Origin of the sequence: Virgibacillus halotolerans, from assembly GCF_016908515.1 — a bacterium.
In the GTDB taxonomy this organism is placed as follows: domain Bacteria; phylum Bacillota; class Bacilli; order Bacillales; family Amphibacillaceae; genus Virgibacillus_M; species Virgibacillus_M halotolerans.
On record NZ_JAFBEA010000002.1, the window covers coordinates 14,183 to 29,220 of the forward strand.

At 33.8% G+C, this 15,038-nt stretch carries 16 protein-coding genes; 15 read left to right on the plus strand and 1 reads right to left on the minus strand.

Features of this window, described 5'->3' with window-relative positions:
- The first annotated feature begins 210 nt into the window (after window positions 1-210).
- Genes JOC34_RS06545 through dcuC form a run of 4 tightly spaced genes read left to right on the plus strand, consistent with a single transcriptional unit; the run spans window position 211 to window position 4,517 of the window.
- On the plus strand, window positions 211-1,206 hold the full coding sequence (locus JOC34_RS06545; RefSeq protein ID WP_205135960.1) for a LacI family DNA-binding transcriptional regulator: 996 nt from the start codon (window positions 211-213) through the stop codon (window positions 1,204-1,206).
- Window positions 1,203-2,096 (plus strand): ribokinase, encoded by an 894-nt coding sequence (rbsK, locus tag JOC34_RS06550; protein ID WP_205135961.1) that lies wholly within the window; start codon window positions 1,203-1,205, stop codon window positions 2,094-2,096. Before JOC34_RS06545 ends, rbsK begins: the two co-directional genes overlap by 4 nt.
- Before the next feature lie 45 nt (window positions 2,097-2,141).
- Window positions 2,142-3,062, plus strand: coding sequence for a ribonucleoside hydrolase RihC (gene rihC, locus JOC34_RS06555; RefSeq protein ID WP_205135962.1), 921 nt, complete (start codon window positions 2,142-2,144; stop codon window positions 3,060-3,062).
- 33 nt (window positions 3,063-3,095) lie between these two features.
- Window positions 3,096-4,517 (plus strand): C4-dicarboxylate transporter DcuC, encoded by a 1,422-nt coding sequence (gene dcuC / locus JOC34_RS06560; protein WP_205135963.1) that lies wholly within the window; start codon window positions 3,096-3,098, stop codon window positions 4,515-4,517.
- A gap of 462 nt (window positions 4,518-4,979) precedes the next feature.
- Here dcuC and JOC34_RS06565 read toward each other — a convergent pair whose 3' ends face one another.
- Window positions 4,980-5,396 carry a hypothetical protein gene (locus JOC34_RS06565; protein WP_205135964.1) on the minus strand — a complete coding sequence of 139 codons (417 nt, stop codon included), beginning with the start codon at window positions 5,394-5,396 and terminating at the stop codon, window positions 4,980-4,982.
- Window positions 5,397-5,676: 280 nt separating this feature from the next.
- Here JOC34_RS06565 and JOC34_RS06570 point away from each other — a divergent pair, with 280 nt between their 5' ends.
- The 11 genes from JOC34_RS06570 (at window position 5,677) to JOC34_RS06620 (ending at window position 14,972) form a co-directional block, all read left to right on the plus strand.
- The gene (locus JOC34_RS06570; RefSeq protein ID WP_205135965.1) at window positions 5,677-6,828 is read left to right on the plus strand and encodes a DegT/DnrJ/EryC1/StrS family aminotransferase; all 1,152 of its coding nucleotides are present in this window, start codon (window positions 5,677-5,679) and stop codon (window positions 6,826-6,828) included.
- A gap of 373 nt (window positions 6,829-7,201) precedes the next feature.
- The gene (locus JOC34_RS06575) at window positions 7,202-7,363 is read left to right on the plus strand and encodes an integrase (protein ID WP_205135966.1); all 162 of its coding nucleotides are present in this window, start codon (window positions 7,202-7,204) and stop codon (window positions 7,361-7,363) included.
- A gap of 411 nt (window positions 7,364-7,774) precedes the next feature.
- Window positions 7,775-8,350 carry a TetR/AcrR family transcriptional regulator gene (locus JOC34_RS06580; RefSeq protein WP_205135967.1) on the plus strand — a complete coding sequence of 192 codons (576 nt, stop codon included), beginning with the start codon at window positions 7,775-7,777 and terminating at the stop codon, window positions 8,348-8,350.
- Between the two features lie 41 nt (window positions 8,351-8,391).
- The gene (locus JOC34_RS06585) at window positions 8,392-8,754 is read left to right on the plus strand and encodes a DMT family transporter (RefSeq protein WP_205135968.1); all 363 of its coding nucleotides are present in this window, start codon (window positions 8,392-8,394) and stop codon (window positions 8,752-8,754) included.
- Window positions 8,754-9,068, plus strand: coding sequence for a DMT family transporter (locus tag JOC34_RS06590; RefSeq protein ID WP_205135969.1), 315 nt, complete (start codon window positions 8,754-8,756; stop codon window positions 9,066-9,068). The genes JOC34_RS06585 and JOC34_RS06590 overlap by 1 nt, the downstream gene beginning before the upstream one ends.
- Window positions 9,069-9,168: 100 nt before the next feature.
- Window positions 9,169-10,014: a polysaccharide deacetylase family protein gene (locus JOC34_RS06595; RefSeq protein WP_205135970.1), complete on the plus strand. Its 846-nt coding sequence runs from the start codon at window positions 9,169-9,171 to the stop codon at window positions 10,012-10,014.
- A gap of 29 nt (window positions 10,015-10,043) precedes the next feature.
- Entirely contained in the window at window positions 10,044-11,420 is a 1,377-nt protein-coding gene (locus JOC34_RS06600; RefSeq protein WP_205135971.1) for an MFS transporter, read from the plus strand.
- Between the two features lie 231 nt (window positions 11,421-11,651).
- Window positions 11,652-12,404 (plus strand): SDR family NAD(P)-dependent oxidoreductase, encoded by a 753-nt coding sequence (locus JOC34_RS06605; protein ID WP_205135972.1) that lies wholly within the window; start codon window positions 11,652-11,654, stop codon window positions 12,402-12,404.
- Window positions 12,405-12,422: 18 nt separating this feature from the next.
- Window positions 12,423-13,196: an SDR family NAD(P)-dependent oxidoreductase gene (locus JOC34_RS06610; protein WP_205135973.1), complete on the plus strand. Its 774-nt coding sequence runs from the start codon at window positions 12,423-12,425 to the stop codon at window positions 13,194-13,196.
- A 253-nt stretch (window positions 13,197-13,449) separates the two neighbouring features.
- Complete coding sequence (locus JOC34_RS06615) at window positions 13,450-14,619, plus strand: serine hydrolase domain-containing protein (protein WP_205135974.1); 1,170 nt, start codon at window positions 13,450-13,452, stop codon at window positions 14,617-14,619.
- 146 nt (window positions 14,620-14,765) lie between these two features.
- Window positions 14,766-14,972, plus strand: a complete 207-nt coding sequence (locus tag JOC34_RS06620) for a hypothetical protein (RefSeq protein ID WP_205135975.1) — start codon at window positions 14,766-14,768, stop codon at window positions 14,970-14,972.
- Window positions 14,973-15,038 lie beyond the last annotated feature (66 nt).

A 15,038-nucleotide genomic window follows, 5' to 3' on the forward strand; every position in this document is an offset into this window, starting at 1 on the left:
AAGAGAGTTCAAAAACACTTTATTTTTAAGTATCAGACTCGTACTTCGTATTTAATATCTTTTAAATTAACTATTGACATTAAAATGAAATCGTTTTATCATATATGTAATGGGTTACATATTGACCTTGTTTTTAAGAACAATATGTGAACTATTTTATTTTTTTAGTGTTATGTAACCCGTTACATAAACGCGAAGGTGGTTTTTCTTATGTCAACAATAAGGGATGTTGCCAAGTTGGCAAAGGTTTCTGTCGCTACAGTTTCACGAGTTATTAATGAAAGTGGATATGTAAATGTAAAGACAAAGCAAAAAGTGGAAGAAGTAATAGAGGAATTAGATTATCGGCCAAATGATGTTGCACGTAGTCTTTTTAAAGGTAAATCGAAAATGATTGCTTTATTTGTTCCTGATATTATGAATCCATTTTTTCCAGAACTAGCTAGAGCAGTAGAGGACATTACTAATAAACATGGGTATACATTCATTTTATGTAATACAGATAATGATAATAAAAAAGAAATGGCTTATATGAATGCCCTTTTACAAAAATCAATTGATGGAATGATTCTAGTATCAAATACGATGACGGCAAGTCAAATTAAAGATACTAAAGTTCCAATTATATCTCTTGATAGAAAAACAAGGTCTGATTTAATTTCTGTTACCGTAAACAATCGGGAAGGTGCAAGACAAGCGGTTGGATATATGAAAGAGCTAGGTTGTAAGCGCATTGCCCATATTGCTGGGCCCGATAGTGCAAGTAGTGCTAGAAGCCGAATGGAAGGTTACTTAAATGAAGTACAAGAAGAGAAGTGGTTTTCAAATAGTTTCATCCGCGCAGGAAACTATTCAATTGATGAAGCCTATAAAGTAACGAAAACATTATTGAAGGATAACCCTAATATAGATGGGATTTTTGTAGCAAATGACTTAATGGCAGTGGGTGTGTTAAAGGCTGCTGCCTCATTAAAAATCAAGGTACCAGATGAATTATCGGTTATAAGTTTTGATGGTATCAAGTTAGGTGAAACGACATCTCCGGCTTTAACAACTATGGCGCAGCCAATTTATCATATTGGGAAAAGAGCGGCTGAAATACTTCTTGAGAAAATTGAAAAACCAGGAACAGTAATTCAATCAGAAGAACATCAAGTTCAACTAATTATACGGGAATCCACGCGGGAAAAGAGGTTGAAGGAATGAATAAACATCCTCGTGTCTGTGTTGTTGGCAGTATTAACATGGACATGGTTACCACAACGAAAAAAATGCCTAAACAAGGAGAAACCGTTTTAGGGGAAAGCTTTAAAACTTATCCGGGAGGAAAGGGAGCTAATCAAGCAATTGCAGCTGCTAGGCTAGGTGCAAATGTATCAATAATTGGTGCTGTCGGTGACGATACTTTCGGCAGAAGTCTTTTAACTCACTTTCAATCAGAAGGTATAGATCAAGAAGGTATTCAAGTGATTCCTAACATATCAACTGGAATTGCTACGATTATTTTATCAGAGAATGATAACCGAATTCTTGTATCTTCAGGCGCTAATGCTAAATTGACACCTGAAATAGTAAATGACTCTCACGAGTTGCTTTTAGCTAGTGATGTGATACTTTTACAATTTGAAATACCAATGGAGACAGTGCAATTTACAGTTGATTTTGCGTACAAACATCAGATTCCAGTCATCATCAACCCAGCTCCTTTTCATGAAATACCAGAAGATATATTAAAAAAGGTAACTTACTTAACGCCGAATGAGGTTGAGTTTTTATCAATGACTAACATGCCATTATTTGAATCAATTAAAAACAAAATGATTGTCACCAAAGGAGAACAAGGAGTTCAGTTTGTAGCATCTTCTGGTGTACTTGAAACCATTCCAGCATATCAAGTACATGTAAAAGATACAACTGGAGCCGGTGACACATTTAACGGGGCACTAGCAACAGAACTTGGTAGAACGAAATCGATTGATGAGTCTGTGCATTTTGCAAATGCCGCTGCAGCCTTATCAATAGGGAGACTTGGAGCACAGGGAGGTATGCCAATGAGAAAAGATGTTACAAGATTTATAGAAAAAGTAAAAGCTTAAAACGATATTCAATAAATAAATTCGAAATTTTCAGGAGGAAATGAAATGACTAAAAAATCTATCATAATCGACACTGATCCAGGAATTGATGACGCAGTTGCATTAGCTATAGCTTTGTTTAGTGATGAATTAGATGTTCGATTGATCACGACAGTTAACGGTAACGTAAATCTTGAAAAAGTAACTTATAATACGCTTCGTCTTCTTCAATTTTTTGATAAAGAAGTTCCTGTTGCTAAGGGAGCCGAAAAACCTCTAATAGCAGAACCAGTGGATGCAAGCAATGTTCATGGTGAAACAGGAATGGATGGTTATATCTTTGAAGAACCTGATAATAGCTTGTTATTGGACGAGCATGCTGTGAATGCTATGTATAAAGAAATTATGAATAGCAATGAGAAGATTACTCTTGTTCCAATTGGTCCTTTAACAAATATAGCATTGCTTTTAAAACTATATCCTGAAGTGAAAGAGAATATAAATGAAATTGTTTTAATGGGTGGATCAACAGGTCGTGGAAACGTTTCTGTTATGGCTGAGTTTAACATATATGCGGATCCAGAAGCAGCGAAAATCGTATTCTTAAGTGGTTTACCAATAGTGATGGCGGGACTTGATGTAGGTCTAAAAGCATTAGTTTATCCAGAGGATAGTGAATTATTAAAAGATATGAATGACACAGGTAATATGATTTATCATTTATTTAAAAAGTATAGAGGCGGCAGTTTTAACAAAGGTCTAAAAATGTATGATAGCTGTGCCATAGCCTATCTTTTAAAACCAGATTTATTTGAAACGGTTGATACCTTTGTGGATATAGAGCTGAATGGAGAACTAACCAAAGGTACAACTGTTGTTGATTTAAAAGGCTATTTGAACCAGGAAAGCAATGCAAAAGTTTGTTTAGATATAAATGGTGCTGAATTTAAGAAATGGTTTATGGAAAGCATAAAAAAATGTAAATAAATGCGTTTGACCATTTAAAGGGGGGGATCACCTATGTTAGATAACATCATCATGTACGGTTCAGCATTATTAGCTGTTGCGGTAATTGTTTATATGCTTATAAAAAAGATGGATATTAAGATGGCTTTATTCCTTATGGGGATTGTTTTACTATTCATTAGTCTCTTTATGGGTAACGATATTGTACTTAAAGACTTTGAACCGACAGGGTCTATACTCTTGGATCCATTGCAAGTCATCGTGCAACAATTTAAGTCGACTTTAACTTCAGCTGGTTTAATCATTTTAATACTTGGTGGATACACAGCTTATATGTCGTTTATTGGAGCGAATGATTTAACCGTCCAAATGTTAACAAAACCGATTAGCAAAATTAAGTCTGTCTATGTGTTAGTACCTATTATATTTTTAATAGGAAATGTATTAGCACTAGTTATCCCAAGTGCTTCTACTTTAGCTATTTTGCTTTTGGCAACATTATATCCTGTATTAAAAAAAGCAGGGATGTCTACTTTAAGTATAGCCGCAGTTATAGCTACTTCTGCAACCATTGTACCCACACCACTTGGAAGTGACAATGTGGCTGTTGCAGAAGAGTTGGCAAAGCATGCAGCTTTTAGTGATTTAACAGTTACCCAATATGTATTTAGTTATCACGCTATTATTTCTTTACCAACATTAGCTTTTATTGCGTTAGTTCATTATTTTTGGCAAAAGAGAATGGATAAAAAAATTGCAAATGTAGAATCAAATGAAGAAGTTGAATTAGAAGAATTCAAAGAAATTAAAGGTAGTAAACTATTTAAAACAGTTTATGCTATCTTACCAGTATTCCCAATCATTATTCTGTTAGCTTCATTTATATTAGAAATCACAACTCATACAAGTGTTTCAATAAGTGTAGAGATTGCTGTACTAGTTTCCTTTATATTGGCTATTATTTGTGAGCTTATTCGTCATAAAGGAAGCAAGGACGTTTTAGCGAATACGGAAAAATTCTTCTCAGGTATGGGAAATATGATATCCGTTGTAGCTCTATTAGTAGCCGCTTCCGTATTTGTTGCAGGACTACAATCAATCGGTCTTATCAGCACATTGCAACAATCAATGGAAAACATACAAGGACAAGGCTTTGACGTTATTCTACCATTGATTTTGGTTGGATTTACCGCATTAATTGTTATCCTTAGTGGTAGTGGTATTGCTTTATTCTTTGCGATGATCCCACTAATAGTTCCTTTAGCCGATGCAGCTGGAATTAGCCCAATTGCAGTTAGTGTACCGATGGGACTTGCTGGAAACTTATTTAGATCCGTTTCTCCAGTTGCAGCAGTAGTATTGATCATAGCTGGTACGCTAAAAGTTGACCCACTAAATATTATTAAGAGAACTTCAGTTCCAATGATATCAGGTGTAATATTTATGTTTGTGTTATCAATGATTGTTTTCTTATAAATTTTAATCGGGATTATAATGAAGATAGTAGAGGCCTATGCATCGGTGTTATGCATGGGCTTTTCCTAATTAAAAGGTAGTTTCTTGTGTGTTTTTGAAAAGTGCAATTATGAAATTGATGCAAGTAGATGGTATAATAAATAAAGTATACATTGATATTGAGTTTAAGACTGAAGTCCAATTTGAAATGAAGGCTTCTATGGACCAACTATTTAAAGCTTGTTTTATGTCTATGAACAATCTATATCAAGGCATCAGGAGAGCTTACATCAATAGAGTGACATGGATCAATATACTTTTGAAAGATTTTAGCTTTTCTTGTGTTAAGCAATTGCCTGTTTCAAATGCCGCTTTGTAATTCAATGATCAACGTACAAATTTAGATTCCTGCATATATCATTTACTAACTTCCGTCTTTTGTGAAAGAGGGCAATGCTTTGTATTGATCAGGAACTCGTTCATCTATTTTATATTTGAGTATATCCTCACGGTACAACCAACTCTGTCGCAAATCTTCTTAACGCCCCTTTTTGTTTCGTTCAGTAACAGCATAATATATTCATATTTTAGCATGAAGTATGCATTTTCACTGAAAAAGTAATGAAGCAGTTGGAATGTCCAATCTATTTCAGTGACCTTTTCGCTTACAACGAATGTGGATACCCGTTTATTTGGGTCAATCACCATTAAAGCGTTATATGCCTCTATTCCTTTGGCTAATAATAATTCACCATACTGATTTCGGTATACATGTATTTGCGGCCCTTCACTTTTCAAAAAGATGCTGTACCTTCGAGCAGCGGTTTCTTTCGTGGGCAAATATTTATGACGTACAATGATGTCTTTTACAGCGATCTGTTCCATTTTACCCTGGTTCATTTGACTCACATCCTTTCATTCTGTCTTTAAAGATATGTGAATGAAAGAATGTCCTATGAGAGAAAGGGGGTTTTGTTGTTTCTAATTAGAAGTAATTAGCAAAAAGCATTGGGTAATTGGTTAGAATAATTTTTCAATATCGGGATAAATCATGTATAATGGGTAATTAGTAATAGAAAAATAGATCACATGAACGAGACATTAATTTATCCATTTTATTTTAAAAATTAAAATACTTATTTGGACCGCAATAAATACATAAAGAAGGAATGATTTAATCATGACTGATAAAAACAAGCGAATTTTCCTTTCCTCCCCACACATGAGCGGGAACGAGCAAAAATATATACAAGAAGCATTCGATCTAAACTGGATTGCTCCGCTTGGTAATAATGTAGATGGATTAGAGAAAGAACTAGCAGACTATAATGCTATCAATGGGGCAGCAGTTGTTACCTCTGGGACAGCTGCGATTCATTTGGCATTGAGACTATTGGAAGTTAGCGCTGAGGACACCGTTTTCTGTTCTTCCTTAACGTTTGTGGCGAGCGCAAATCCAATTTTGTATCAAGGTGCTACACCTGTGTTAATCGATTCGGAAATGGATACGTGGAATATGTCACCAGTTGCATTGGAACGGGGGCTTGCAGAGGCACAGGCTGATGGGAGTTTGCCAAAGACTGTTATTATCGTGAATTTATACGGACAAAGCGCCAAAATGGATGAGCTTGTAGCAATTTGTGATAGTTATGGTGTGCCGGTTATAGAGGATGCAGCGGAATCACTAGGTAGTACATATAAAGGCCAAAAAAGCGGTACGTTTGGCAAGTTTGGAATTTTTTCATTTAACGGAAACAAGATTATTACGTCATCCGGGGGCGGCGCGCTCATATCTGATGATGAGGAAGCATTAGCTAAATCCAGATTTCTTGCAACACAAGCGCGTGACCAAGCTGTCCATTACCAACATAGTGAAATCGGCTATAATTACCGCATGAGTAACATTGTAGCTGGGATTGGCCGCGGACAGTTGGAAGTGTTGGACGAGCGTGTCGGACAACGGAAAGCCGTATTTGAAAGATATTATCAGGCGTTTGCTTATGTCCCAGGGATTAAGTTTCAACCGGAGCTTGCAGATACTATGTCAAATCGCTGGTTGACTGCTTTGACGATTGACCCTGAGGTCGCGGGTGTTTCGAATCACGACATTATTGATAGATTGGCAGAAGAGAATATCGAAGCTCGTCCCGTGTGGAAGCCAATGCATTTGCAGCCGTTGTTTGATGGTGTGAAGTATTATGCCCATGAAGAAGGGAACAGTGTTTCGGACTATTTGTTTGAATATGGATTGTGTTTGCCGAGTGGATCGAATATGAGTGTGGAAGAGCAAGAGAGAGTTATTGGTATTATTAATGAGGTTTTAAATAAATAGTACAAGTAGTTAAAAGGGTTTGTATCGTATTATAGGTACGAATCCTTTTTTTACAATTAAATGGGAGATTGGAGAGAGCATAGATGATCTGGCAATCAAATTATAAAGATGGAAGCAATTCACAAATCTAGATCATGAGTTAGCTTTATAACTGAAAGAACTAGAAGGTGAATATTGCGGATGAATAGAGGCACTTGTGCGGAGTTTTGAGCCAGTCATTGCGGAAGATAGAGCCACTATTTGCGGACGGGAGAGCCAATAATATAAACAAGAACAACCTCTTGTATAATAATAACTGCATGCAATTAAGCATGACACTATTGTACAGGAGGTTTTTTAATGATTAATTGTCGTAAGGTCCTAGAACTGCAATTTGAAGGAATCAGTCAATGAACGATCAGTTCTAGTACTTACTGTTCATTCAAGAAACAGGGTTTCTGAAGTCGTTCAACGTGCAACAAAACGTGGTGTGCAAAAATTGAACGATACGATGACCAATCAATGGTTAGAAGCGTTTCACTTTCCGGAGAAATAGGCTATTGAAAAAGGGTACTTCCCAGTTGATTGGGGAAAAATGTATAAGGAATTACAGAAAAAGAATGTCACTTAGACTTTATTGCACCATAAGTATGCAACAGAAGCACGTGAAGGTGGTAAGATTCTTTATGCCTATCGAAAGAAAACATGGTTCTTCCATGTTGAAGTTTGCTTAACGTATGTTTTTCGTTAAATGTTGGTGATACCCCTGGATCAATTCGATGGCTGTAATCAATTGAACTTCTTTAAAAAAATTTTAAAAGAGGATTCTTAACCGTTATGAAACGTTTTCTTAAAGTAAATAAAAAATAATAATAAAAAATGAATGAATATCATTCATTTTTACTAAATTTCATGTTATAGTATAAAAAATAATCCTAATATTTAAATTAAGAAAAGAGGAATTTTATTGGAAGATAAAAAAACAAGTATTACTTTATCAGCTATAAAGGCTTTTAAAGAAAAAGGAATTGAACACACTACAATATCAGATATTGTTAAGTATGCAGGAATTGCACAAGGAACTTTTTATTTATATTTTCCTTCAAAGCTATCCGTAATGCCTGAAATTGCAATAATAATGGTAGAAAAAATATTAGAAGAATTAAAAAACCACGTTAATATTTCTGATACTTTTGATATAAAACTAAAAAAAATAATAGAAGTGATATTTAACTTAACAGAAGAATATAAGGATATTTATGCACTAATATATTCTGGGCTGGCATCAAGTGAATATCTTGTACACTGGGAAAATATCTATGAAAAGTATTATGAAGCTATTGGTGGAATTCTTTCTAATGCACAAGATAAAGTGGAAATAAGATCTACAATTAATCCTAAAAGATATGCAGCTATTTTAATAGGTTTGATTGAAGCTTCTGCAGAGAAATCTTTTCTTTATAATGAACAAGATGAAAAAATTATTGAACTAAAAAAATCAGAAGTGTTTGACTTTGCTTTTAGAAGTTTAACTCAATCATAATATTATAACTTAGCGACATCTAAGTAATTAGGGGGGGTTATTTGAATCGAGCATGGATATATGTATTTCTAACTAGTTTATTTGAATTAATTTGGCTTTATGGATTTAATATAGCTCATACTTGGTGGCATTGGATATTTATTCTTATATTGATATATTTTGATTTGCAATGTCTGGCAAAGGCCTGTCAAGGTCTACCTACTGGAACAGTGTATGCTGTTTTTGCTGCTGCTGGAACTATTGGAACTGTATTAATGGATACTTATTTGTTTCATGTAGATATTACGTTAATTAAATTACTTTTTATAGGAATTATTTTAATTGGTGTAATAGGGCTTAATCTATCAGATCATAATTCTAAAAAAGATGATAGAAAATCCCGTAAATGGATGGGAGTTAATTAATGGGGTGGTTATTGGTTTTTTTAGCTACAGTTTCAGAATTGATTGGGGTATATGGATTAAATTTATATAATAAAAAGCGAAATTTACTTACTTGGATTATTTACTATGGCGGAATTTTGGTATCTTTTGCTTTCTTATATTTTTCTTTTAAATATTTATCGGTGAGTATATCTTATGCTGTATTTATTGGTTTTGGAACAGCCGGAGCTGTCGTTATGAATATGGCATTTTTCGATGAATCAAAAAATTTTTTTCGGATTCTTAGTCTATTGGCAATTATTGTTGGTGTCACAGGATTAAAGATTGTTTCTTAAATCAGTTTATTTTTATATTAGTGATTTGAGTTAAAATGAAAGCGATTAAACAGGTGTAGTTAAAAAAATGATATTAATAATAATACGAGGAGGAAGTAAAATGCAAAAGTCCGGAAAAATAAGATTACCTGAAGGAAAGAATATTGCAGTAAATATTGGATGTGATTTTGATGCAACGTCGGTTTGGATGGGGACCTTCCAAAAAACTTCTCCGGCATTTATGTCAAGAGGTGAGTTTGGAGCAGAAGTTGGTGTTCCTCGCATATTAAAATTATTTAAGAAATATGGTATTAGAGGGACTTGGGCTATACCAGGTCACACTGTAGATACTCATACAGACATCTGTAAAGAAATCATTTCAAATAATCATGAAGTATGTCATCATGGCTACCTTCATGAAGATCTTACCCCAATGAGCTATGAAGAAGAAAAAAGAGTGATGGAAAAAGGCTTAGAATCCTTAGAAAAAATAGGAATAAATCCCACAGGATATCGTTCTCCAAGTTGGGATTTTAGCCCGAACACTTTAAGAATCTTAGAAGAATATAACTTTAAATACGATAGTAGCTTAATGGGGAATGATTTCCATCCTTATTACATCCGTCCGATAGAGGTTAATCGTGATAAAGGTAGTGTGTTTAAAGAACCTAGTAATATTTTGGAAATTCCTGTTTCATGGTTTCTAGATGATTTCCCTACACAAGAGTACATCCCAGGAATTAGCGAAGGACTCATTTCAACTTCTAGCGTGTTAAACCGATGGATTTCTTCATTTGATTATGCCTTGCAAGAAGATGGAGCTTGCTTTGTTTTAACAGTTCACCCGCAAACGAGCGGAAGGGCTCATATGATCCAGATATTAGAAGAATTTATCAATTATGCCAAAAATAAAGGAGCATGGTTCACAACATTAGAAGAAATATATAATTCGTTTCATAGTAATTAATAGAAACAACGTTCATAATTATGAAGGGAGTGTTAGAAATAGATAGAAAACAAGAAATTGCAGATTTAAATGCTCGTATTGACAGATTACCTAGAACAGGACTGCGTGGAATCACCTTTATGCTTATAGGATTATCTTACTTTTTTATGTTTTATGATTTAAGCATTCAAGGATTCATAATCCCTACAATAGCTGAAGAATTTAATTTAACTTCCACTCAAACGGCCATACCTATTTCTTTTTACTTATTAGGTTATCCATTAGGGGGTTATTTTTTAGCAGTATATGGTGATCGAGTAGGAAGAAGGCAGGCTTTGTTAATAACTGTTATTGTTGTAGCATTCGGTAGTTTAATGACAGCTTTATCTTGGGATATGTGGTCTCTTACGTTTTTTAGATTTTTAGTAGGAGCTGGTTCTGGTGCAGAAATTGCTCTAGCATCTACAATTACTGCAGAATTTTCTCCAGCTAAAAAGCGAGGTAAATATCTTCAAATGATGTATTTTTGGGGAGCTGGAGGTTTAACACTCACTCCTTTTATATCATTAGCATTAATCGACTTTCAATATGGCTGGAGAATTATAACAGCTATAGGGGGAATTGTTGCAATATTATTAATATTTTTGAGAAAAAACCATCTTCCTGAATCTCCTAGATGGCTAGTTGCTAATAACAAAATAGAGGAAGCAAAAAAACAAATAGATGAGATAGAGAGATTTTGTGAAGAAAAAACAGGGGAAAAGTTACCCGAAGTATATAATGTACCAATTGAACAAGAAAATGAAGGTAATGAATTGAAAACTTTATTCAAGCCTCCTTACGTAAAAAGGGTTATAATCACACTGTTATTTTGGTGTCTTTGGTTAGTAGCAACAAATGGATATTTAACCTATGGACCTACTATCATAAGCAATGCTGGTGCAGGTCTAGTTGACGGTAACTTGTTCGCTGCTTTAGGGTACTTGGGAACTCCTGTGGGGGCGATTCTTGCTTTTTGGTTTGTAGATTCTTTAGAAAGAAAAGTTTCTATGTTTATTATAACAGTAATTTTTGCAGTTGGCTTAATTTTAATTACGTTTACTCATAGTACATTATTAGTGTTTTTAGGAGCGTTTTTTATTTCTTTCTGTATTGCTGCTCAGTCTATTGCATATGGATATATGGCAGAAATATTTCCAACACGAATTAGAGCTACAGGTGTAGTAGTTACTGACTCAGGTGGTAATCTTACAGGGATTGTTACCCCTTTCATTATAGTAGGCTTATTAAGCTTAGTAGGAGGAATTGGAACTTTAATAGCACTTTCTATCATTGTTTTTGCTTCAGGATTAGTAATTTTAATAGGAGGAGAAAAGACCACTGGAGTAGAATTGACTAGAATTGCTGAAGAAAAAAAGTCTTCATAGCTGATTAAAAAGTATCAAAAATAAATATAAGTATTATGTTTGAGAGCAATTTTATGCAATGTATATGCCATATAATCTATACAAATAAATATTACATTATTTTAAAAACCTCCTTTTTTATTCTGTAATATATTTTTCATAAAAACATATCACGCAAATTTTTAAAAGTAAAAAGGAGTATAATATTCTTGTTTTTTTAAATTTTAAAATATAAAAGGATGAACATATATCATGGAAAGATTAAAAGATAAAGTAGCAATAATTACAGGAGCAGCAAATGGACAAGGCGCTGCAGAAGCAAAAATGTTCTCTGAAAATGGCGCAAAAGTAGTAATGACAGACATTTTAGAAGAAGAACTACAAAATGTAGCTAATAATATTAGAGGTGATAAAAAGTCCGTATTAAGTTTAAAACATGATGTTACCTCAGAAAAAGATTGGAAACACATTATTAATGAAACAAAAGAGCATTTTGGCAAAATAGATATATTAGTAAATAATGCCGGAATTGGCTCTACCAAAACCATAGAAGAAGAAACAATAGAAGGTTGGGAAAAAGTCCAAAAAGTTAACTCTAATAGTGTTTTTATAGGTATAAAATATACAGCTCCAGAGATGAAAAAATCTGGTGGAGGATCTATTATTAATCTTTCATCAGTATACGGCATAATTGGAGTAAAAGGTTATTCCGCTTATCACGCTTCTAAAGGAGCTATTCGTAGTCTAAGTAAAACTGCGGCAATGGAATTCGCAAAACATCATATAAGAGTAAATAGTGTACATCCTGGATTAATTCAAACTCCTATGACCGAATCTTTATTTCTTGATCCTAATATTGTTGAGTGGATGCAATCAGTCACTCCTTGGCCAAGGCTAGGAAAACCAGAAGATGTTGCTAATGGAGTTTTATTTTTAGCATCTGACGAGTCTTCTTTTATTACAGGAACAGAATTGATAATAGATGGTGGCTGGACAACTCATTAAAAGTGAAGGGAGAATATAATGAATTTAGAAAACGAAGTTGCACTTATAACTGGTGGTGGAAAAGGAATAGGTAAAGCAACTGCTTTATTACTTGCGAAAAAAAAGGCTAAAGTAGTTATAACTGATATAAATGAAGAAGATGGTGATAAAACCTTACAAGAAATCAAAGGTAAAGGTGGGGAAGCTATATTTATTAAACATGATGTTAGCAGTGAAGAAGATTGGATAAGAGCTGTTAATAAATCTATCGATAGATATAAATTTATTAATATTTTGTTTAATAATGCAGGCATCTTTACTTTAAAACCCTTATTTGAAATAAGCTTAGACGAGTGGAATAAATTGATGAATATCAATGTTACAGGAACTTTTCTTGGCATGAAACATGTTGTCCCTCACATGATTAAAAATAAAAAAGGGTCTATAATAAACGCTTCTTCTACAGCAGCAATTAACGGAGCACCTAATCACTCATTATATGGTGCTTCTAAAGGAGCTATTAGATCTTTAACAAAGCATGCTGCTACAGAATTTGCTCCAAACGTTCGAGTAAATTCTATTTATCCAGGTTTCGTAAAAACTCAAATGATAGACTATGCATCAGAATTATCTAATACTAAACTAGATAACCAAGCTAGTAGTGTGCCTCTTAATAAATTAGGAACACCTACAGATGTCGCTAATTTAGTTTTATATTTAGCTTCTGATATGTCATCGTATATTACTGGATCTGAATTTGTGGTTGATGGAGGATTGTCCGCTGGACCACCTGTATGGGAAATTAAAGAGTAATGTTTATTTTAGTTCTATGTTTTTGTAAAGTTAAAATATTTTCATCACAAAATTTATTATATTGCTTCTGTATTTTAATTCAGATAAAGCAATTGATATTTACGTCAAAGTTGAGTTAAAACAATTGATAACAACAGAACAATTCGTCCAATAATAGATGAAAGACGGATAAAATAAGCCTTTTAAAAAGTTAATTATTTAATAATATTTTTATATTCTATACTTCATAAAAACGAAAGGAATGATATTTGAAATGAATTTTTATAGGCATTCAAACGAAAAAATAGGAACAATAAATAATATTTATGATGGTAATATGTTTCCTGACACAGCAATTAATACATTTCGTAATATAGAGCGTCTTTTTCCAACACGCACAATCCCTGCTTCTTCTAAGCCTAAACCTCTTAAAAAGTCATCTTTATCTTTGCATTCATTTAAATCGCAAATTCAGGATTTTTCTGTAAAGATTGCTGACCAATTTTATGACATATATGATTATTTAGCTCTTAATTCGATTACAGGTATTGTAGTGCTTAAAAATGGAAAGCTAGTTTATGAAAATTACCTACACGGTAATGGACCTGATACAAGGTGGATGTCAATGTCTGTTGCTAAGTCTATTACATCAACCTTAGTAGGAATTGCAATTAAAGATGGATATATAAGTAGTATAGATGATTTAACAGTAAAATACGTACCAGAACTTAAAGGTAGCGCCTATGAAGACACAACTGTTCGTCAAATACTTGGAATGAATTCTGGTGTAAAATGGGATGAGACTTACACAAATCCAAAATCAGATCGACGTAATTTTTTAGAGGCACAAACATCACAAAAACCGGGATCATTAATTGAGGTTTTAAGAAAATTACCTAGAGTAGGAGAGCCTGGTGCTGTTCATAATTATTCGACAGGTGAGACTACAATAGCTAGTGAGATAGTTATTGGTGCTACAAAAAAGAAGTTATCTGACTACCTATCTGAAAAATTATGGGAACCATATGGCATGGAAGGCAAAGCAGAATGGTGGCTTGACTCCATAGATGGTAATGAAATAGGCGGTAGTGGTTTTTCAGCTGTACTAAGAGACTACGCACGATTTGGTCAATTCTTTTTAGATAAAGGAAAAATAGAAGGGGAATCTATATTACCAGAATACTGGTTCGATTTGGCTAGCCAACCAACTATTTTAAAAAATGGAGAATCAGTAAATTATGGTTTAATGTGGTGGCCTGCTTGGACTGAAAAATCTAAACAGAGAAAAGCATTTCAAGCTATAGGTATTCATGGTCAAGTTATTCATATAGACCCTCATGAAAATGTTGTTATTGCTATTTCATCTGCACGTCCAAAACCTCTTGGAACACAACCTATTGATGACATGCTCTTTTTAGAAGAATTAATCGAAAACATTAAATAATACCTAAAGAATGAGCGTACGATATATTGATATAAATTGACTTCTAGTTAAATTACCAAACTTGAAAAAATAAGTTTTTTTCTATTTTGACACAGCTTTATAAATACTTTGTTTAGCCGTTTCCTGATAATTGGGAAACGGCGAGTTTGCTAAAGTGTCCTACGTTAGTTAGTGTTTATGGCAATATAAAAGTACATAGTAATGCAACTACAAATAATATCGCCGAAATTAAAGAAAGTTTTGGAACCCTTAAAAAGTTCGATGAAATTGGAGGAATGTATTTCGATAAAAAAGGTATTGCTCATATTGATGTAAAAGAACAAACAACAGAGAGACCACGCGTTGGCGAATGATATTAGTAACGTTGTGGGAGATAGTTACATTAAACTCGAAGAAGTAACCTATTCTTTCGCCGAACT